The sequence below is a fragment of the Agromyces mediolanus genome, assembly GCF_044917495.1.
In the GTDB taxonomy this organism is placed as follows: Bacteria; Actinomycetota; Actinomycetes; order Actinomycetales; family Microbacteriaceae; genus Agromyces; species Agromyces mediolanus_B.
The window spans coordinates 194,143-214,724 of the sequence record NZ_JAVSSI010000002.1 but is presented as its reverse complement, the minus strand read 5'-3'; the positions used below and the strand labels follow the sequence as shown (position 1 = coordinate 214,724).

The window sequence follows — 20,582 nt, the reverse complement described above, 5'->3', positions numbered from 1 at the left end:
GGCTGGTGGTCGCACGATTCCGAGCGCGCACCGCGATCCGCGAGAACCACGAGAGAGAAGCATGGCCGACGAGACGCCGAACCAGCCCACCGAACCCACGGCCGAGGAGATCTCGGAGCAGAAGGCCGTGCGGCTCCAGAAGCGCGCGCGGCTGATCGAGGAGGCGAGCGACCTCGGCGGCGGCGCCTACCCGGTACGCCTGCCCATCACGACCACGATCCCCGAGGTGCGCGACCGCTTCGTCGGCCTCGGCGTCGACGAGGCGTCCGGCGAGACCGTCGGCGTGGCCGGCCGCGTCGTGCACCTCCGCAACACCGGCAAGCTCTGCTTCGCCGCCCTGCAGTCGGGCGACGGCAGCCGCATCCAGGCGATGGTCTCCCTCGCCGAGGTGGGTGAGGAGTCGCTCGCGGCGTGGAAGGAGCTCGTCGACCTCGGCGACCACCTCTTCGTCTCCGGCGAGGTCATCACGAGCCGCCGCGGCGAGCTCTCGATCATGGTGAAGGAGTGGCGCATCGCGGCGAAGGCCGTGCTGCCGCTGCCGAACCTGCACAACGAGCTCGGCGAGGAGACCCGGGTGCGTTCGCGCTACCTCGACCTCATCGCGCGCGAGCAGGCCCGCAAGAACGTCATCGACCGCGCCAAGGTGAACGCGAGCCTCCGGCAGACCTTCGCCGGCCTCGGCTTCATCGAGGTCGAGACGCCGATGCTGCAGGTCATGCACGGCGGCGCCTCCGCCCGGCCGTTCGTCACCCACTCGAACGCCTTCGACACGGAGCTGTACCTGCGCATCGCGCCGGAGCTCTACCTGAAGCGCGCCGTCGTCGGCGGCATCGAGCGGGTGTACGAGATCAACCGCAACTTCCGCAACGAGGGCGCCGACTCGACGCACAGCCCCGAGTTCGCGATGCTCGAGGCCTACGAGGCGTACGGCGACTACACGACGATCGCCGACCTCACGCAGAAGCTCATCCAGGATGCCGCGGCCGCCGTGTCGGGTTCGCACGTCGTGACCTGGGCCGACGGCACCGAGTACGACCTCGGCGGCGAGTGGGACCGCATCTCGATGTACGGCTCGCTCTCCGAGGCGGTCGGCGAGGAGATCACGCCCGAGACGCCGATGGCGCGGCTGCAGGAGCTCGCCGACGAGGCGGGCATCGAGATCGACCACCCCATTCCCGGCAAGTTCGTCGAGGAGCTGTGGGAGCACCACGTGAAGGGCGGACTCGTGCGCCCGACCTTCGTCATGGACTTCCCCGAGGACACCTCGCCGCTCGTGCGCGGGCACCGCTCGATCGCGGGCGTCGTCGAGAAGTGGGACCTCTACGTGCGCGGCTTCGAGCTCGCCACCGGCTACTCGGAGCTCGTCGACCCGGTGATCCAGCGCGAGCGCTTCGTCGCGCAGGCGATCCTCGCCGCCGGCGGCGACCCCGAGGCGATGCAGCTCGACGAGGAGTTCCTCCGGGCGCTCGAGTTCGGCATGCCGCCCTCGGGCGGCATGGGCATGGGCATCGACCGGCTGCTGATGGCGATCACCGGCCTCGGCATCCGCGAGACCATCCTCTTCCCGCTGGTGAAGTAGCGATGAGCGGCGATCGCCCCGACCAGGACCCCCGACGTCCGTCGAACTCGCGGATCATGATCTGGGTCGTGGTCGGGGCGATCGCGCTCTACTTCATCGGCTCCGGCGTCTGGGGCCTGCTGAGCAACGGCGGCTGAGTCGTTCTGGTTCGCTGAGCTCGCCCTGGTTCGCTGAGCTTGCCCTGGTTCGCTGAGCTTGTCGAAGCGCCCTTCGACGGGCTCAGGGAACCACAGCAGATCAGCCCCGGTCGACGAAGACGACGCCGCGGTAGCCCGCCTCGCCCCAGGCGACCATCCGGTCGAGGTCGGCGTGGGCGATCGGCAGCTCGTGCGTGTCGACCCAGCTCTCGCCGAGGTCCGAGCTGATCCACGGGTCCTCGATCACGACGACCTCCTCGTCGGCGGCGTGGGCGAGCACCCAGTGCGGACCGGTCTCGCCGTGCATCGGCGCCTCGTCGATGAGGAGGAGCGCGAGCTCGCCGCCCGCGACCCGCCGGGCGATCTCGGCGACGGGAACGCGCTTGCGCAGCACCGGCACGCCGACCGCGTCCGCCTGCCGCTGCGACTCCGACTGCAGCTCGGCCCGGAAGTCGCGCTCGAAGCCCTCGTACGCCTCGATCAGCACCGGCCCGTCGTGGGCGAGGGGGACCTGGCCCCGGCGCTCCGCCGGCAGGGTGTCGCGCATGACGACGCCGAGCCCGACCGGTTCGATCGCCGGGTAGTTGCTCGCGCGGCGCCAGAAGGCGAGCTCGAGGTCGCGGTCGGCGACGGACGGCTCGGGCGCCGCGTCGCCCGCGAAGCCCCCGGCGCCCGACACCTCGGCCGCGAGCAGCCCGGTGACGGCGCCGCACGTGTACATCGTGGTCTGCGCGTAGTAGGGGGCCTCGGCGTGCGGGAGCTCCCGCAGCCAGCGCACGTAGCCGCGGCTGCCGAGGGTGCCGGCGGCGGAGGGATGCGGCGCGCGCAGCTCCGTGAAGCCGCGCTCGCGGGCGAACCCGGGCAGCTCCTGCCCGAGCGGCACCTCCCACTTCACCGCGGCGTCGCCGTGCTCGACCGCGCGCTCGACGACCGCGTCGACGAGCGCGGCCGCGGCCGCGGCATCCGCCTCGTCGCGCCACCAGACGTCGACGAGCTTCACCGCTGCGGTCGCGCCGCGCCGCGAGGTCAGCACCGCGGCGATCGCGGCGCCGTCACCGTCGCGGGCGACGTCGAGCCGCGGCGCGTAGGCGTCGCGGGGCAGCTCCCAGCGGGCGGCGCGGGCGGGCCCGAGCGCAGCGCGCAGCTCGTCGTCGAGCCGGGGGGAGAGGGTGGTGGTCATGCCGGGATGGTCCTTCCGTCGTGGGTGCTGCTGGTGCTGTCGCGGTGCGCGGCGGCGACGAGGAGCTTCGTGTACTCCTCGACGGGCGCGTCGAGCACGCGGGCGCAGGGGCCCCGCTCGACGACGCGGCCCTGCCAGACGACCGTGACGGAGTCGGCGATCCGCCGCACCACCGCCAGGTCGTGGGAGATGAACAGGATGGCGACGCCGAGCTCCTCCCGGAGCCGCCCGAGCAGCTCGAGGATCTGCGCCTGCACCTGCACGTCGAGCGCCGAGACGGACTCGTCGCAGATGAGGAGGCGCGGTCGGGGCGCGAGGGCCCGGGCGATGGCGACGCGCTGCCGCTGCCCGCCGGAGAGCTGCGCCGGACGCTTCGCCGCGGCATTCGCCGGCAGGCCGACGATCTCGAGGAGCCCGGCGACCTCGGACGCCGCGCGCCCGCCGACCGCGAGGGCCTCGCGGAGGATCTGCCCGATCGTCATCATCGGGTTCAGCGAGGAGTACGGGTCCTGGAAGACGATCTGCATCTGCCCGGGGGTGCGCGAGCGGCGGCCGGGGGCGAGCACGGCGCCGTCGAAGGCGATCGTGCCGGCGTCCTCCCGCTCGAGGCCCGCGATGCAGCGGGCGAGCGTCGACTTGCCGGACCCGGACTCGCCGACGATCCCGACGATCTCGCCCGCGGCGATGTCGAGATCGACGCCGCTCAGCACTGTGCGCTCGCCGAAGCGCTTCACCACGCCCGTGGCTCGGACGAGCGGCGCCGCGTCGGCGACGGATGCCTCGGTGGGCCCGGATGCCTCGACGGACGCCGGCGCATCGAGCGCGAGCGCCGGGTCCGCCGCGATCAGCGCCTTCGTGTAGGGATGCTCGGGGGCCGAGAGCACCCGCGCCGTGGCGCCGCGTTCGACGACCTCGCCGTGCCGCATGACGAGCACCTCGTCGGTGCGGCCGCGGACGAGCCCGAGGTCGTGCGAGATGAGCAGCATCGCCATCCCGCGCTCGTGCTGCAGCTCGCGCAGCAGGTCGAGGATCTCCGCCTGGTTCGAGGCGTCCAGCGCCGTCGTCGGCTCGTCGGCGATGAGGAGCCGCGGATCGCTCGCGAGCGCCGCTGCGATCGCGACCCGCTGGCGCATGCCGCCCGAGAGCTCGTGCGGGTGCGCGCGGGCGACCCGGGCGGGCAGGTTCACCTCGTCGAGCCGGCGGGCGATCTCGGCGTCGAGCGCGCGGGCCGGGAGCCGCCGACCCGCCTTCGCCTCGAGCGTCCAGGCGATCTGCGGCCCGCAGCGGTGCACGGGCGAGAGGCTCGTGAACGGGTCCTGCAGGAGGAGGGAGACCTCGCGGCCGCGCACCGCGCGCCACGCGGCATCCGTCTGCTCGAGGCGGTGCTCCCGGCCCTCGACGCGGAGCGTCCCCGCGGCGTGGAAGCCCGGGGGCAGCAGCCCGACGAGGCTCTTCGCCGTCAGCGTCTTGCCCGAGCCCGACTCGCCGATGAGCGCGAGCGAGGCGGCCGGCGCGATGGCGAACGACAGCGGCTCGACCATCCGGCCGGCGGGACCCTCGATGCCGTCGAGGGCGACGTCGATGCCCGTCATGCGAGCCCTCCGCTCCGGGTGAGGCGCTGGCCGAGCCAGTCGCCGACGAGGTTCACCGCGCACGCGACCGCGATGATGAGCACCGCGGGCACGATCACCGCGGCCGGGTTGTCGAACATGATCGAGCGGCTGTCGGTGAGCTGACGGCCCCAGTCGGCGGTGCCGGGCGGCACGCCGACGCCGAGGAACGACAGCGAGGAGAACGCCACCAGCGCGAAGGCGACGTTCAGCATCGCGTTCGTGATCACGAGCGAGGAGACGTTCGGCAGGATGTGCCGGAACATCACCCGCCAGCGCGACAGCGAGAGCATCTGCGCCGCCTCGATGTAGGGGCGCGCGCTCTGCTCGAGCACGCCGGCCCGCACGATGCGGATGTCGGATGGTGAGAACAGCAGCACGAGGAGGGCGACCGTCGTCCAGTAGCCGCCGCCGAACACGCCGGACACCACGATCGCGGCGAGGAGCACCGGCAGGGCGAGCAGCAGATCGGTCCAGCGGCTGATCACGAAGTCGATCGGTCCCCGCTCGTAGCCGGCGAGGGTGCCGAGCAGGATGCCGAGGAGCATCGAGCCGACCGCCACGCACACGGGGCCGACGAGGGCCGAGGCCGCGCCCGCGACGGTGAGGGCGAGGATGTCGCGGCCGAGCTCGTCGGTGCCGAGCGGGTGGCCCGGGCTGCCGGCGGGCATGAGGCTCGAGAGGATGTCCTGCTTCGTCGCCTCGGGGAAGAGCACGGGCCCGAGCACGACCGCGAGGAACGCGGCCGCGAGCACGACGAGGCAGACGATGACGGTGACGGGGATGCCGCGGCGGCGGAAGCCGATGCCGACGGCGCCGAGCGAGGCGCTCATGCGGTGCCTCCCTTCGCGCGGACGCGCGGATCGAGGAGCAGGTAGGCGAGGTCGGCGAGGAGCGCGATCACGGCGATGACGAGCGCGACGAGCAGGGTGAGGGCCTGCACGACGGCGAGGTCCTTGAACAGCACCGAGTCCTGCAGAAGGGTGCCGAGGCCCGGCAGCGCGTACGTCGTCTCGGCGAGCACGGTGCCGCCGACGAGGAAGGTGAGCAGCAGGCTCGCCCCCGTGACGATCGGGATCGCCGCGTTCCGGAGCGCGAGGCGGCGCACGCGCCCCTCGGGGATGCCGCGGGCCCGCGCGCTCGTCACGTAGTCGGCGTCGAGCTCGCGCAGCATCGCCGTGCGGGTGAGCTTCAGCACGATGGCGCCGAGGCCCGCGGCGAGCGTGATCGCGGGCAGGATCAGGTGGTAGAGCGTGTCGAGCGGCCCGCGTCCGCCGCCGTAGACGGGGAAGATCGGCAGGTAGTACGCGAACACGTAGAGCAGCAGCAGGCCGACCGCGAAGGTCGGGGCGCTCAGGCCGATGACGCCGAGGGCGGTGCCGACGCGGTCGAGGGCGCCGCCGGCGCGGACGGCGCTCTGCACGCCGAGCGGGATGCCGGTGCCGATCGCGACGGCGAACGCGAGGCCGCAGAGGGCGAGCGTCAGGCCGAGCCGCGAGCCGATCGCGTCGGCGACGGAGGTCTGCAGCCGGATGGACTGGCCGAAGTCGCCCGTGAGCACGCCGCCGAGCCAGCGCAGGTACTGCACGGGCAGCGGGTCGTCGAGGTGGTACTGCTCGCGGATCGCCGCGACCGCCTCCGGGGAGGCGGGGCGGGTGCCGAGGAGCGTCTTCACGAGGTCGCCGGGGGCGAGGTGCAGCATCGAGAAGACGATGATCGACAGCACGAACAGGATCGCGACGGTGCCGAGCACGCGCACCGCGAGCATCCGGCCGATGGGCCGGAGTCGCGGTGCGCGCGCCGTGGGGAGGGTCTCGGTCACAGTTCGGCGCGGTAGAGCCGGGTCGGCCAGGACGAGATGAACGCGAAGGAGCTGTAGTCGTCGAAGCCGAGGTCCTTCGCGAAGGCGGTCGCCGACTGGCCCCACCAGAGCGGGACGTTCACGACGTCCTCGGCCTGCAGCGTCTCGACCTGCACGAGCAGCTCGGCGCGGGCGACCGGGTCGGACTCGGCGCCGGCCTGGGCGAGCAGCTCGTCGATCTCCGGGTTGCTGTAGGCGGAGGGGTTGCCCGGCCCGAGCAGGTAGCTCGGCACCTCGGCGGGGTCGCCGAGGGTCGAGAAGTACCACATCATGCCCACGCCGTAGCTCGAGGAGGCGTCGAGGCTCGCGAGCCACTCCTCGATCGGCACCTCGCGGACGTTCAGCGTGACGCCGATCGAGGAGAGGTTCTCGGCGAGCGACTGCGCGGCGGTGCCGAGCTGCGGGCCGGTCGAGGGGGTGAGCAGCTCCGCCTCGAAGCCGTCGGGGTGGCCGGAGGCGGCGAGCGCCTCCTTCGCGGCGTCGAGGTCGAAGTCGTACTGCGGGATCTCGGCGAGCACCTTCCGGGCCTCGTCGGCGTCGTAGGCCTTGCCGAGCGACTCCGGCGTCATGATCGCGGTCGCGGCCTCGCCGTGCCCGCGGAGGAGCTTGTCGACGACGGCGTCGCGGTCGACGGCGTGCGCGAAGGCCTCGCGCACCTTGGGGTCGTCGAAGGGCGGCAGCGAGGTGTTGAAGTACAGGCCGACGTAGGAGAGGTCGTTCACGTACTCGACCCGCATGGTGTCGAGCTTCTCCCACTGGCTGGCCTGCGCGAGCGGCACGTTGAACGCGACGTCGACTTCGCCCGACTGGGCGGCGAGGAGGCGCGTCGACTCGTCGGGGATGAACTCGACCGTGATCGACTTCACCTTCGGCAGCTCGCCCCACCAGGTGTCGACGCGCTCGAGCTGCACGTGCGAGTCGGGCACGAACTCGGTCACCTGGTAGGGGCCGGTGCCGAGCAGCAGCGAGTCGGCCGTGCCGACCTTGCCCGCGTTCTGCTCCCAGAAGGCCTGCGAGCTGATGAACGCGGCACCGCCGGAGCTCATGTTCGCGGCGAACGCGGCGTCCGGCGCGGTGAGCGTGATCGTCACCTCGTGCTCGTCGGTCTTCTCGATCGTGTCGACGCCGGCCAGGTAGTACGCGAGGCCCGGCGACACCGTCTCGTCGCGCGCCTGCTCGAGGCTGTACACGACGTCGTCGGCGGTGACCGGGGTGCCGTCCTGGAACTCGGCGTCGTCCCGGAGCTCGTAGACGTAGGTCACGTCGTCGGTCTGCTCCCACGACTCGGCGAGGCCGGGCTGCACGCGGCCCTGGGCGTCGACCGAGACGAGGCCCTCCTGGGCGATGGAGGCGATGTAGTAGTTCAGGATGCCGGCCTCTTGGCCGACGTAGAGGTTCGACAGCGAGCCGGGGAGCGCGACCGTGATGTGGTCGATCTCCTCGCCGGTGTCGGCACCGGTGCCGGTGCCGGGGTCGGGGGCGCCGGTCGCGCAGGCGGCCAGCAGCAGCACGCCGGCCGCTGCGGCGCCCGCGCGCGCGGCGCGGGAGCGGGTGGAAGCTGACATGGGGGAGTCCTCCTCGAGGGGTCGGGGGAGCGGTGCGAGGGCGATGGGTTGCGCGAAGCGCGCGCGGTGCCCGTGCGAGCGGCGGCGGGCGTCGGCGAGTGCCTCGACCTCGAGTCCGTTCGGACGGCGTGCGGCGAGCATGCGGAGGCTCGCCGCGACGGCGGGGATGGCGCTCGCCTCGGCGAGCGTGACGGCGACGGTGCGGGTGGAGCAGGCGGGGCTGAGCCCGAGGGCGCGGACGCCGGGCGGCGGCGCGGTGACGAAGGCCCGCTCGGGGAGGAAGGCGACGCCGAGTCCGCCGGCGACGAGCGCGAGCGCCGCGTCGGGCCGGGAGACGTGCAGGTCGGCGGGCGAGGCGTCGCGGCCGACGAGCTCCGCGACGAGGGCCGAGCGGGTGCCCTCGCCGAAGATCCAGGGCAGTCGGGCGAGCTCGGATGCCGCGATCCGCGCCGCGGGCTCGGTGGCCTCGCCCGCGGGCACGGCGGCGATGAGCTCCTCCGCGTAGAGGAACGTCGGGCGGAGCCCCGCACGGCGGAGTCGCCCGCCGCGCTCGCCGGAGTCGCTCGTGATGACGGCGACGTCGGCGCGGCCGGAGCGGACGAGCTCGAGCGCCTCCTCGGTGCCGGCCTCGACGAGGCGGGCCTCGACGCCGGGGAGTTCGGCCGCGATCCGGGCGAGCGCCGGGGCGATGGTCGTGGCGATGGCCTCGGCCGGGGCGGCGATGCGCACCGTGCCGACCCGGTGGCCGAGCGCCCGGGCGAGCTCGGTCGCGGCGGCGGTGAGGCTCGCGTCGATGCGGGGGGCGTGCGTGGCGAGCAGGGCGCCGATCGGGGTGAGCGCTGCCGAGCGGGCGGTGCGGGCGACGAGCGCCGTGCCGAGCCGCGACTCGAGCCGCTGCACGTGCTGGGTGATGGTGGGCTGGCTGTAGCCGAGGGAGCGGGCGGCCGCGCTGATGGAGCCGGTCCGGTCGATCGCGACCAGGATCCGCAGGGAGTGCACGTCGAGCGCCCGGGTCAGGGCGTCGATCTCGACGAAGCCATCATCGTCCATAGGGGCAGGCTATAGATGTTCATGTTTCGATGGCGTAACAATATGTAGGCGGACGTCACCGGGCGTCGCCGACGAGCTGCCACGATGAGGTGGCACGATGAGTGCGGCACACGACGAGACACGGCGAGGTGGCATGGACCTGCGGGCGGCGCACGACGACTGGGTACGGGAGCGCGACGAGCGCGTCTGGGGCGAGCGCGGCATCGCGAGCCTCGCCGCCACCCACTGGCTCTGGAGCGAGCCGCTCGAGCTCGACGGCGTGCCCGGCCGCTGGCGCGCCGCCGACGGCGTCGTCGTCGGCGAGGGGCTCGCCGGCCCGGGCGAGGACCGCTCGGAGCTCCGGCTCGCGCCGGGCGAGGAGGCCGAGCTCGCCGGTGTGCTCCTCCGCGCCTTCGAGCGCGACGGCTCCGTCGCGCTCCGCGTCCTCGACGCCGGCGCGGCCGCCGCGCGGGGCATCTCGGCCATCGAGCGCTTCCCGCTCGACCCCGCGGCACGGGTGCCCGGACGCGTCCGCCGGCGCACGAGCGAGCAGCAGACGACCTCGGTCGACGGGCACCTCGCCGTCGGCGAGTTCGACGCCGTCGTCGAGCTGGAGCTCGACGGCGGGGCCGTCGCGCTCGCGGTGCAGGAGGACGAGGGCTGGTTCTTCGCGGCGTTCTCCGATGCGACGAGCGGCGAGGAGAGTCATCCGTTCCGCTTCATCCGCTTCCCGGTGCCCGAGGGCGAGCAGGCGGTCGTCGACTTCAACCGCGCCTACCTGCCGCCGTGCGCCTTCTCCGACCACTACGTCTGCGTGCTGCCGGTGCCCGGCAACCGCTGGTCGGTGCCCATCCGGGCGGGCGAGCGCGTCGTCGTCTGAGCCGCCAGGGCGGATTCCCCGGCTGAGGGCGGATTTCCCGGCGAAGCCGTATATCCTGATGGGGCTATGGACGACTTCTGGGCGAATGCGATCTGGTCGCTGGCGCCGACCGTGCTCATCGGACTCATCTTCTGGTTCGTGATGCGTGCGCTCATGCGCGCCGATCGCAACGAGCGCAAGGCGTACGCCCGGATCGAGGCCGAAGAGCGCGCGAAGCGGGCGCGCGAGCGCCACGCCGGCTAGGCCCGCGTGATCACGGGGGAGCAGGTGGCGCTGATCGCCGCCGGCATCATCATCCTGATCGATCTCGTCGTGCGCGTCGTCGCCGTCATCGTCGTCCCCCGCAACCGCCGGCCCACCGCGGGCATGGCCTGGCTCCTCGCCATCTTCTTCATCCCGATCCTCGGGGTGCTGTTCTTCCTCCTGATCGGCAACCCCAAGCTGCCGCGCGGTCGCCGGAAGCGGCAGGCGGAGGTCGACCGCTTCATCCGCGAGTCCACCCACGGCGTCGAGCGCGCGAGCGACCCGGCCGGCTGGCCCGACTGGTTCGCGGGCGTCGTGCGCCTGAACCGCAACCTCGGCGCGATGCCGCTCATCGGCTCGAACAGCGCCCACCTCATCGGCGACTACGAGGGCTCCCTCGCCGCCATGACCGACGCGGTGCACGACGCGAAGCGCTACGTGCACGTCGAGTTCTACATCTTCGCCTACGACCGCACCACCGCGGCGTTCTTCGACGCCCTCGGCGCGGCCGTCGCCCGCGGCGTGGAGGTGCGGGTGCTGCTCGACCACATCGCCTCGGCGCGGGTCGCCGGCTACCGGCAGACGCTCCGCAAGCTCGACGAGATGGGCGTGCGCTGGCAGCTCATGCTGCCGGTGCAGCCCTGGCGGTGGAAGTACCAGCGGCCCGACCTCCGCAACCACCGCAAGATCCTCGTGGTCGACGGCGAGGTCGGCTTCCTCGGCTCGCAGAACGTCATCGACCGCAGCTACAACAAGAAGAGCAACCAGCGCCGCGGGCTCAAGTGGAAGGAGCTCGTCGCGCGCCTCGAGGGCCCGATCGTCTCCGGACTCGACGCGATCTTCGCCACCGACTGGTACCTCGAGACCGACGAGCCGCCGCAGCGCGACGAGTTCGACGGGGCGTTCTCGCAGCCCGGCGAGGCGCAGGCCCTCGACTGCCAGGTCGTGCCCTCCGGCCCCGGCTTCCCGAACGAGAACAACCTGAAGCTCTTCCTCGCGCTGCTCTACGCGGCCCGCGAGAAGCTCATCATCACCTCCCCGTACTTCGTGCCCGACGAGGCCATGCTCCGCGCGATCAGCGGCGCCACCCAGCGCGGGGTGCACGTCGAGCTCTTCGTCTCGGAGATCGGCGACCAGGCCCTCGTCTACCACGCGCAGCGCTCCTACTACGAGGCGCTGCTGCGGGCGGGCGTGCGCATCTACATGTACAAGGCGCCCTACATCCTGCACGCGAAGCACTTCACCGTCGACGACGAGGTCGCCGTCATCGGCTCCTCGAACATGGACATCCGCTCCTTCGAGCTGAACGCCGAGGTGTCGCTGCTCGTGCGCGGCGCCTCCTTCGTCCGCGAGATGCGGCAGATCGAGGACGGCTACCGGCGCGACAGCCGCGAGCTCACGCTCGACGAGTGGCTGCAGCAGCCGCTGCGCTCGACGGTGCTCGACAACCTCGCCCGGCTCACCTCCGCGCTGCAGTAGGGCCCGGGGCGCGCGATTCGCGCAATCTTGTCCGTTTTGTCCCCCGAATGCGCACGATTGTTGCGATGCGCGCCTCCATTCGCATGGTGAGTGCGTGCCAGACTCGAAGCGCGTCCGTTTCTTGATCATCCCCCAAGACGTGGCGCCGCCGGCATCCGTCGACCCGGATGCGGCAGCTCTCTGAGACCTCCGCCGAAGACGAACTGGAGAACAATGTCGTTCCATCAGCTTGCCTCCGGGGTCGGGGTGGCCGCGCTCGTCGCGACCACCCTGTTCTCCGGGTCCCTCCCTGCGCAGGCGGCACCGACGCCGCCGAGCCCGAGCGCACTGCCCATCACGACGCCCATCTCCTCGCTCGTGGCGCCCCCGGCGTCGTACCCGTCCCAGGTCGAGCTGCCGCTCGTCGACGAGCTGCCGAGCGACGCGTCGATCGCCCGCGGCGCCGTGCCGTACCACGCGATCGCGCCCAAGCTGAACGCGCTCCAGGCGCAGAGCGACCGCATCTCGGTGCAGGTCGTCGGGCAGTCGGTGCAGGGCCGCGACATTCACCTCGTGACGATCACCGCGCCCGAGACGGCCGAGCAGACCGCGCAGCAGGCCGCCTGGCGCGACGAGATCAAGCACGACGCCGCGGCCGCCGCCGAGGACGCCGAGCTGATGGCCGGCTACAAGGTGCCGATCTGGTTCAACGCGAACATCCACGGCAACGAGTGGGAGGGCACCGACGGCGTCCTGCCCTACATCGAGAAGCTCGCCACCGCGCCGATCGAGGAGGTCGGCGCCCTGCTCGACCGGTACCGGATCTACTTCACGGTCACGAACAACCCCGACGGGCGCGCGCTCGGCCAGCGCGCCAACGCGGACGGCTTCGACGCCAACCGCGACATGATCACGGGCGCGACGCCCGAGGCGCGGATCATCCGCGACCTCGTCGGTGTGATCCAGCCCACCTTCTACGTCGACCTGCACGGCTACACGAGCGTGCTCCAGATCGAGCCCTGCGGCCCGCCGCACGGCGAGAACTACGAGTACGACCTGTTCCTCCCGCACGCCTACGAGGCCGCGCTCGAGATCGAGCAGGCCGTCGTCGCCGCGGATATCGAGGGCAACACCTACCTCGGTGCGGACGGGCGCCCGACGCTCGAGAACACCGGGAAGATCAAGATCCCCTACCGCGACGTGCGCGAGGGCTGGGACGACTGGCCCCCGATCTTCACCCCGCAGTTCATCGCCTACCAGGGCGCGATCACGAACACCGTCGAGCTGCCCCTCGGCCGCACCAACAACGCCGAGACGAACCAGGCGAACACCCTGGTGAACGTGCAGGTCGCGAAGGTCGTCATCGAGACCGCGGTCGACTACGCCGCGGGCAACTCGGCCGCGCTGCTCGAGAACCAGATCGAGATCTTCCGGCGCGGCGACGCGGGCGAGCCGCTCCGCACCATCCCGGTCGGCGCCGACCCGGCGACGATCCCCGGCCCGGACCAGTGGGCCGACATCTGGAGCGAGGCCGACCAGTTCACGGCCGAGCTGCCGCGCGCGTACGTGATCCCGATGGGCGCCGGCCAGCGCTCCGACACCGACGCCGCCCGACTCGTCGACCAGCTGATCGCGAACGGCGTCGAGGTCTCGCGCGCCACCGCCGCGTTCACGGTCGACGGCGTGGAGCTCGCCGCCGGCAGCTACGTCGTGGACATGCACCAGCCGCTCCGGGGTATGGCGAACGTGCTCCTCGCCGACGGCTCCGACATCTCCGAGCGCACCTCCGACATGTACGACATCTCGGCCTGGAGCCTCTCGCTCCTCTGGGGCGCCGACGTGCTCACCGTCGGCTCCACGACGGACGCCGCGCTGCCCGTCGCCGTCGAGGCGGTCGAGGAGGCCGCGCCGACCGGCGCCGTGCCCGAGGGCGCGTACCTCGAGCTCGCGACCGCGGGCGCCGCCGAGTACCAGGCGGTGAACGCCCTGCTCGACGCGGGCGTCGCGGTCTCGGCCTTCGAGGACGGGGACGTCGTCGTCCGCGGCAGCGACCGGGCCGCGGCCCAGGTGGTCGCCGACGCGTACGGCGTCGCGTTCACCGCGTCCGACGGGATGCGACTCCGCACCGAGCCGAGCCGCGGGCTCGACCGGCTGACCGTCGCCTACTCCGGCAACCAGGACGACCGGGTCACCCTGCAGCGCCTCGGGTTCACCGACATCCGGCTCGTGACGGCGGCGACCATCGCCTCCGGCGACGCCGATCTGTCGCAGGCCGACGTGCTGTGGGTGGGCGGCAACCTCGCCTTCACCGGCGGCAACGCGGGCGGCGCGGACCGGGTCGCGGAGTTCCTCGCGAGCGGCAAGGGCGTCGCCGGCAAGGGCACGGCGATCGCGAACTTCGCGAATCAGTTCGGGCTCGTCACGGTGACCGCCACGAGCGGTACGAACGGCTCGAACGGCATCGTCCGCGTGGCGAACGCCGAGGGCGGCCTGCTCGCGACGCATCCGCAGGACACCGCCTTCGTCTACCCGGCCGTCTGGTACACGGCGCTCGGCGGGAACGCGAGCGTCGAGCAGACGTACGCGGGCGAGTCGACGTTCGTCGCCGGGCACTGGCGGGCGACCGCCGGCCGGGGAGCGGCGGATGCCGCGAACCAGGCCTCCGTCGTCACGGCGACGGGCCCGAGCGGATCTCGCGTCGTGCTGTTCGGCACCTCGGTGAACTTCCGCACCCACCCCGTCGGGTCCTACCCCGACATCGCGCGCAGCCTGTTCTGGGTCGGCGGCGAGGGGGCGGCGGTCGTCGCGCCGGTCACGGCGGAGGACCTCGTCGAGGAGGCGCGCGGTCCCGTGCGCGTCCCGGCCGAGGCCGAGCCGGGCGAGACGATCCGGGTGACCGTCGGCGCCGCGCTCGACGGGGCGGTCGTGGAGACCGTGCTGTTCTCCGACCCGGTGCCGCTCGGCGCGGCCACCGTGGACGGCGACGGCTACGGGGCGACGATCCCGACGAGCGCGCCGCTCGGCTCCCACCGGCTCGCGGTGATCGCCGCGGACGGCACGCTGATCGGCTGGGACGACCTCGCGATCGTCGCGCCCGAGACGGAGGGCCCCGGCGAGGAGCCCGGCGGCGAGGAGCCCGGCGGTGAGGAGCCCGGCGGTGAGAACGGCTCGGGCAACGGGGCGTCCGGCTCCGGCGACCTCGCCGACACCGGCGCCTCCGTCGCGCTGCCGATCGGCATCGCCGCGGGCGTGCTCCTCCTCGGAACCGCGGCGCTCGTGATCCAGCGGCTGCGTCGCCGCGGGGCGGGCGACGTGGAGTGACCCTCGGGGGCGCGGCGACGCGCCCCCGGACGGGCCGTCGCGGGCCGGGGCATCCCGGTCCGCGGCGGCCTTCGTCGTTCGGGAGCGGTCAGCTCCGGCGCGGTGCCGTCAGCTGCGGGGCTTCAGGCGCACGGTGGGCAGCTCGGGTGCGGGCAGCGCATCGCCGGGGTAGCCGGCGACGGTGCCGAAGCGGCCGTCGGGGTTGTCGCGGCCGATGACCTCGGCCTGCCACTGGCGGCGGAACTCCGCGACCTCCTCGTGGCTGCGGCCGATGAAGTTCCACCACATCACGAGTTCCTCGCCGAACGGCACACCGCCGAGGAGCACGACCCGCGCCGGCTCGGCGCCGGCCCGCAGCCGGACGCCCTCGTGCCGGGGCGGCAGATAGCCGAGCTCGGCGCGCTCGAGCACCGCCGAGTGCCCGGCGACGGCGAGCGGGTCGCCGCCGACGAGGGCGTCGAGGTCCTCGCCCTCGCTCGCCGCGATCGCGAGGTGCACGGGACCGCGGTCGACGAGGATGCCGTGCTCGAAGCCCTCCTCGAGCTCGATCCAGGCCTCGCCGCCCGCGGGCAGATCGATCTGGGCCGCGACGAGCGGCGAGAACACCGTCACCGCGGCCTCGTCGTCGAGCCCGGGCAGCGATCCGACGAACACCCGCACGGCGGCGTCGTCGACGGTCGCCTCGCCGACCTCCGCGTGCTCGAAGAAGGGGGCGACGTCGCGGGAGCCGTCGGGCAGCGCGACCCAGAGCTGCACGCCGTGGAGGGTCGTGGTCGACGGCGTCGACACCTCCGAGTGCGAGATGCCGTGGCCCGCGGTCATCAGGTTCACGGCGCCCGGGCGGACGAGCGCGTGACTGCCGGTCGAGTCGCGGTGCTCGATCTCGCCCTGGAACAGCCAGCTCACCGTCTGCAGCCCGGTGTGCGGGTGCGGCGGCACGACCATCCCGCCGGTCTCGGCGACGTCGTCGGGCCCGTAGTGGTCGGCGAAGCACCAGGCGCCGATCGTCGTCCGGCCGCGCTGCGGCAGGGTGCGCCGCACCGGCATGGCGCGGGGCCCGCCGAGCGGCACGTCCCGCGGGCGGAGCACCTCGATCGCCGCCCCGGCTCCCTCCGCCGCGCAGCGGAGTTCGGCCGGGTCGCGCTCGAGGTTGCTCATGCGAGGCATCCTATGCCCGTCCCGAGCGCCCGCGGACGGCGCGCATCGCGCCGCTTCAACCCGGCCGCCGCCAGCCGATAGCATGGGCGCATGGTTTCTTCCACGGGCATCCGTCGTGCGTCGCTGGCCGCTGCTGCGCTGGCCTCGGTCTTCCTGCTTTCGGCGTGCGCGCCGGGCACCAGCCCGGTCGAGAACTTCCCGGGCCTGCCCGAGTCCGAGCACGGCGAGGCCGGCCACGAGACCGGCGGCGAGGAGAGCGCGCTGCAGGCGCAGTGGCTCGAGCTCGGCGGCAAGCTCGCCGTCACCACCTTCGGCTCGTCGACGTGCCCGATCATCGGCACCGACATCAAGGTGATCGAGCCCGCGGGCGAGGGCAACACGGTCGAGATCGTCGTGCCCGAGCAGGACGAGACGAAGCCCTGCACCATGGACTACGTGCCGCACACCACGGTGTTCTGGACGCCGATGAACGTCACCACGACCGAGAAGCTCACCGTGCGCCTCGGCGAGCAGCAGTTCGTCCTCCCCATCAAGTAGGGGCTCAGCCTTCCGACGGGCCGTCGGCGCTGCGTGCGCCGACGGCCCGTCGTCGTTCGTCAAGTCCGGTGCGCCCACGGCGAACAGCGCCCCGGGAGCCATCCGGCTTGTTTACGCTCGTTGTATCGATGCCCACACAGCCGGCGTCGACGAGGAGTTGATGATGTTCGAGAGATTCACCGACCGCGCCCGCCGTGTCGTCGTCCTGGCCCAAGAAGAGGCCAAGATGCTGAACCACAACTACATCGGCACCGAGCACATCCTGCTGGGCCTCATCCACGAGGGCGAGGGCGTCGCCGCGAAGGCGCTCGAGTCGCTCGGCATCTCGCTCGACGCCGTGCGCGAGCAGGTCCAGGACATCATCGGTCAGGGCCAGCAGCAGCCGACCGGGCACATCCCCTTCACGCCCCGCGCGAAGAAGGTGCTCGAGCTGTCGCTGCGCGAGGCGCTGCAGCTCGGCCACAACTACATCGGCACGGAGCACATCCTGCTCGGCCTCATCCGCGAGGGCGAGGGCGTCGCCGCCCAGGTGCTCGTGAAGCTCGGCGCCGACCTCAACCGCGTGCGCCAGCAGGTCATCCAGCTCCTCTCCGGCTACCAGGGCAAGGAGCAGGTCCAGGTCGGCGCGAACGAGCAGCAGCAGGCCCAGGGCGGCTCGCAGATCCTCGACCAGTTCGGCCGCAACCTCACCCAGGCGGCCCGCGAGGGCAAGCTCGACCCGGTCATCGGGCGCGAGAAGGAGATCGAGCGGGTCATGCAGATCCTCTCCCGCCGCTCCAAGAACAACCCCGTCCTCATCGGCGAGCCCGGCGTCGGCAAGACCGCCGTCGTCGAGGGGCTCGCGCAGGCGATCGTGAAGAACGAGGTGCCGGAGACGCTGAAGGACAAGCAGCTCTACTCGCTCGACCTCGGCTCGCTCATCGCGGGCAGCCGCTACCGCGGCGACTTCGAGGAGCGCCTCAAGAAGGTCACGAAGGAGATCCGCACCCGCGGCGACATCATCGTCTTCATCGACGAGATCCACACCCTCGTGGGCGCCGGCGCGGCCGAGGGCGCGATCGACGCGGCCTCGATCCTGAAGCCGCTGCTCGCCCGCGGCGAGCTGCAGACGATCGGCGCCACGACCCTCGACGAGTACCGCAAGCACTTCGAGAAGGATGCCGCGCTCGAGCGCCGCTTCCAGCCGATCCAGGTCAACGAGCCGAGCCTGCCGCACGCCATCAACATCCTGAAGGGCCTGCGCGACCGCTACGAGGCGCACCACAAGGTGTCCATCACCGACGGGGCGATCGTCGCGGCGGCGAACCTCGCCGACCGCTACATCTCCGACCGCTTCCTGCCCGACAAGGCCATCGACCTGATCGACGAGGCCGGCGCGCGCCTGCGCCTCTCGATCCTCTCGAGCCCGCCGGAGCTCCGCGAGTTCGACGAGAAGATCGCGACCGTGCGCTCCGCGAAGGAGACCGCGATCGAGGAGCAGGACTTCGAGAAGGCGGCCTCGCTCCGCGACGAGGAGAAGAACCTCCTCGGCGAGCGGCTCCGCCTCGAGAAGCAGTGGAAGTCGGGCGACGTCAAGACGACCGCGGTCGTCGACGAGGGCCTGATCGCCGAGGTGCTCGCGCAGGCGACCGGCATCCCCGTGTTCAAGCTCACGGAGGAGGAGTCGAGCCGGCTCGTCTTCATGGAGAAGGCGCTGCACGAGCGCGTCATCGGCCAGGAGGACGCGATCGCCGCGCTCAGCCGCACGATCCGCCGCACCCGCGCGGGCCTCAAGGACCCGAAGCGCCCCTCGGGCTCGTTCATCTTCGCCGGCCCCACGGGCGTCGGCAAGACCGAGCTCGCGAAGGCGCTCGCCGAGTTCCTCTTCGACGACGAGGCGGCGATGATCTCCCTCGACATGTCGGAGTACGGCGAGAAGCACACCGTCTCGCGGCTCTTCGGCGCCCCTCCCGGCTTCGTCGGCTTCGAGGAGGGCGGCCAGCTCACCGAGAAGGTGCGGCGCAAGCCGTTCTCGGTCGTGCTCTTCGACGAGATCGAGAAGGCGCACCCCGACATCTTCAACTCGCTCCTGCAGATCCTGGAGGAGGGCCGTCTCACCGACGGTCAGGGCCGCGTCGTCGACTTCAAGAACACCGTCATCATCATGACGACGAACCTCGGCACGAAGGACATCTCGGGCGGGCCCGTCGGCTTCCAGATGGAGGGCGACTCGCGCACCGGTTACGACCTCATGCGCGCCAAGGTGAACGAGGAGCTGAAGAAGCACTTCAAGCCGGAGTTCCTGAACCGCGTCGACGACATCATCGTCTTCCCGCAGCTCTCGAAGCCCGAGCTGAAGCAGATCGTCGACCTCTTCATCAAGCGGCTCGGCGAGCGCATGCTCGACCGCGACATGACGATCGAGCTCAGCTCCGAGGCGAAGGACCGCCTGATCGAGGTCGGCTTCGACCCGGCGCTCGGCGCCCGGCCGCTCCGCCGCGCGGTGCAGCGCGAGGTGGAGGACCGCCTGTCGGAGAAGATCCTGCACGGCGAGCTGAACTCGGGTGACCACGTGAAGGTCGACTTCCAGGACGGCGAGTTCGTGTTCACCACGACGCAGCGGGCCCTGCCGGCGAACGTCGGCGTGAACACCAGCGCCGCGATCGGCACCGGCTCGGCGACGCCCGACCTGGCGGCCGCGTCGGGCGACTAGGCTCCGCGCCGAACGACTCAGGATGCCCCGTGCTCGACGAGCACGGGGCATCCGCCGTCTCCGGCCGTGTTCTCGTGACGTCCCGCGCGGTTCTACGATTGGTCGATGACCGACTTCACGGTGCGCCGGGCGCGCACGAGCGATGTGCCGAGGATCATCGACGTCGTGGAGCCGTTCGTCAGCCGACGAATCCTGCTCGGCAAGGAGCGGGTCGACCTGTACGGCGCGATCCAGGAATTCCGGATCGCGGAGGACGCCGAGGGCCGCGTCATCGGCGCGGGCGCCCTGCACGTCATCTGGGAGGACCTCGGCGAGGTGCGCACCCTCGCCGTCGCGGAGGAGTGGCTCGGCCGCGGCGTCGGGCGGGCGCTGCTCGACGCGCTCGAACGCGACGCCCGCGAGCTCGGCCTCTCGCGGCTGTTCTGCCTCACCTTCGAGGTGGGCTTCTTCGGCCGGAACGGCTTCGAGGACATGGGCGAGGAGACCGTCGACCCCGAGGTGTACGCCGAGCTCGTGCGCTCGCACGACGAGGGCGTCGCGGAGTTCCTCGACCTCGCGCGGGTGAAGCAGAACACGCTCGGCAACACCCGCATGCTGAAGCACCTCTGAGCCACGCTGGGGGATGCCCCGGCGCGCCGCGTGCCTGCCCGGCGCGTCGGGCCGCTGGACGTACCCTGTGGCCATGTCGACGAACCCTGCACCGAACGGGCGCCTCTCGCCCGCGGTGTACCGGCGCCGCCGGCTGATGGTGCTCCTCGGCGTCGTCGCGGTGATCGTGGCGATCGTCCTCGTCATCGTGCGACCGGGCTCGAGCCAGGGCGACGAGAAGACGCCTCCGCCCACCACGAAGTCGACGGATGCCCCGGCCAGCACCGCGCCGGAGACCGTCATCCCGACCGAGGAGACCGCCGCCGATGGCGCCCCGTGCGATCCCGCGCAGGTGCTCGTCGAGGCGGTCACCGACATGGGCCAGTACCAGGCGGGCGAGCAGCCGCAGCTGTCGGTGTCGATCACGAACACCGGCAAGAACGTCTGCGTCATGAACGCCGGCACCGCGGTGCAGGAGTTCACGATCCGCAGCGGCGACGAGGTCTACTGGCGTTCGAGCGACTGCCAGACCGACGCGGTCGACGCGCAGGTCTCGCTCACGCCCGGCACGCCGGTCAGCTCGGCCGTGCCGATCGTGTGGGACCGCACCCGCTCTTCGACCGACACCTGCACCGGGGCCCGTGAGGCCGTGCCCGCCGAGGGCGCGTCGTACCACCTCGAGGTGTCGGTCGACGGCATCGCCTCTGCCGAGACGAAGCAGTTCCTGCTGTACTGAGCCGGTGT

Annotated in this window: 16 protein-coding genes; 10 read left to right on the top strand and 6 right to left on the bottom strand. The window is 72.2% G+C overall.

What is annotated here, in order from left to right:
• Positions 1 to 61 precede the first annotated feature (61 nt).
• Both lysS and ROT00_RS03785 read left to right on the top strand, forming a co-directional pair.
• Entirely contained in the window at positions 62 to 1,579 is a 1,518-nt protein-coding gene (lysS, locus tag ROT00_RS03790; RefSeq protein ID WP_404772434.1) for a lysine--tRNA ligase, read from the top strand.
• A gap of 2 nt (positions 1,580 to 1,581) precedes the next feature.
• Positions 1,582 to 1,716 carry a hypothetical protein gene (locus tag ROT00_RS03785; RefSeq protein WP_404772432.1) on the top strand — a complete coding sequence of 45 codons (135 nt, stop codon included), beginning with the start codon at positions 1,582 to 1,584 and terminating at the stop codon, positions 1,714 to 1,716.
• A gap of 100 nt (positions 1,717 to 1,816) precedes the next feature.
• On the opposite strand, the gene ROT00_RS03780 is transcribed toward ROT00_RS03785, so the two are convergent.
• From ROT00_RS03780 to ROT00_RS03760, 5 genes are read right to left on the bottom strand one after another with little or no spacing between them, the layout of a single operon-like run.
• Entirely contained in the window at positions 1,817 to 2,896 is a 1,080-nt protein-coding gene (locus ROT00_RS03780) for a peptidase C39 family protein (protein WP_404772430.1), read from the bottom strand.
• Positions 2,893 to 4,488 (bottom strand): ATP-binding cassette domain-containing protein, encoded by a 1,596-nt coding sequence (locus tag ROT00_RS03775; protein ID WP_404772428.1) that lies wholly within the window; start codon positions 4,486 to 4,488, stop codon positions 2,893 to 2,895. Before ROT00_RS03775 ends, ROT00_RS03780 begins: the two co-directional genes overlap by 4 nt.
• On the bottom strand, positions 4,485 to 5,339 hold the full coding sequence (locus ROT00_RS03770) for an ABC transporter permease (protein WP_404772426.1): 855 nt from the start codon (positions 5,337 to 5,339) through the stop codon (positions 4,485 to 4,487). The genes ROT00_RS03775 and ROT00_RS03770 overlap by 4 nt, the downstream gene beginning before the upstream one ends.
• Positions 5,336 to 6,328 (bottom strand): ABC transporter permease, encoded by a 993-nt coding sequence (locus ROT00_RS03765; RefSeq protein WP_404772425.1) that lies wholly within the window; start codon positions 6,326 to 6,328, stop codon positions 5,336 to 5,338. The genes ROT00_RS03770 and ROT00_RS03765 overlap by 4 nt, the downstream gene beginning before the upstream one ends.
• Positions 6,325 to 8,982 carry an ABC transporter substrate-binding protein gene (locus tag ROT00_RS03760; protein WP_404772423.1) on the bottom strand — a complete coding sequence of 886 codons (2,658 nt, stop codon included), beginning with the start codon at positions 8,980 to 8,982 and terminating at the stop codon, positions 6,325 to 6,327. The genes ROT00_RS03765 and ROT00_RS03760 overlap by 4 nt, the downstream gene beginning before the upstream one ends.
• A gap of 133 nt (positions 8,983 to 9,115) precedes the next feature.
• Here ROT00_RS03760 and ROT00_RS03755 point away from each other — a divergent pair, with 133 nt between their 5' ends.
• The 4 genes from ROT00_RS03755 to ROT00_RS03740 all read left to right on the top strand — a co-directional run bounded on the left by ROT00_RS03755 (position 9,116) and on the right by ROT00_RS03740 (position 14,863).
• Positions 9,116 to 9,841, top strand: coding sequence for a DUF1684 domain-containing protein (locus ROT00_RS03755; RefSeq protein ID WP_404772421.1), 726 nt, complete (start codon positions 9,116 to 9,118; stop codon positions 9,839 to 9,841).
• A 66-nt stretch (positions 9,842 to 9,907) separates the two neighbouring features.
• Positions 9,908 to 10,084 carry a hypothetical protein gene (locus tag ROT00_RS03750; RefSeq protein ID WP_189083612.1) on the top strand — a complete coding sequence of 59 codons (177 nt, stop codon included), beginning with the start codon at positions 9,908 to 9,910 and terminating at the stop codon, positions 10,082 to 10,084.
• Between the two features lie 9 nt (positions 10,085 to 10,093).
• The gene (gene cls / locus ROT00_RS03745; RefSeq protein ID WP_404772958.1) at positions 10,094 to 11,563 is read left to right on the top strand and encodes a cardiolipin synthase; all 1,470 of its coding nucleotides are present in this window, start codon (positions 10,094 to 10,096) and stop codon (positions 11,561 to 11,563) included.
• A gap of 213 nt (positions 11,564 to 11,776) precedes the next feature.
• Positions 11,777 to 14,863, top strand: coding sequence for a M14 family zinc carboxypeptidase (locus tag ROT00_RS03740; protein ID WP_404772419.1), 3,087 nt, complete (start codon positions 11,777 to 11,779; stop codon positions 14,861 to 14,863).
• A 108-nt stretch (positions 14,864 to 14,971) separates the two neighbouring features.
• On the opposite strand, the gene ROT00_RS03735 is transcribed toward ROT00_RS03740, so the two are convergent.
• Positions 14,972 to 16,021 carry a pirin family protein gene (locus ROT00_RS03735; protein ID WP_404772418.1) on the bottom strand — a complete coding sequence of 350 codons (1,050 nt, stop codon included), beginning with the start codon at positions 16,019 to 16,021 and terminating at the stop codon, positions 14,972 to 14,974.
• Between the two features lie 90 nt (positions 16,022 to 16,111).
• On the opposite strand from ROT00_RS03735, the gene ROT00_RS03730 reads away from it, so the two are divergent.
• From ROT00_RS03730 to ROT00_RS03715, 4 genes are all read left to right on the top strand, one after another.
• Positions 16,112 to 16,558: a hypothetical protein gene (locus ROT00_RS03730; protein WP_404772416.1), complete on the top strand. Its 447-nt coding sequence runs from the start codon at positions 16,112 to 16,114 to the stop codon at positions 16,556 to 16,558.
• A gap of 163 nt (positions 16,559 to 16,721) precedes the next feature.
• Positions 16,722 to 19,250, top strand: a complete 2,529-nt coding sequence (locus ROT00_RS03725) for an ATP-dependent Clp protease ATP-binding subunit (RefSeq protein ID WP_404772956.1) — start codon at positions 16,722 to 16,724, stop codon at positions 19,248 to 19,250.
• A gap of 105 nt (positions 19,251 to 19,355) precedes the next feature.
• Complete coding sequence (locus ROT00_RS03720; RefSeq protein WP_404772414.1) at positions 19,356 to 19,859, top strand: amino-acid N-acetyltransferase; 504 nt, start codon at positions 19,356 to 19,358, stop codon at positions 19,857 to 19,859.
• 73 nt (positions 19,860 to 19,932) lie between these two features.
• A complete protein-coding gene (locus ROT00_RS03715) occupies positions 19,933 to 20,574 on the top strand; it encodes a hypothetical protein (RefSeq protein WP_404772412.1) in 642 nt (213 codons plus the stop codon).
• The last annotated feature ends 8 nt before the right edge of the window (positions 20,575 to 20,582 follow it).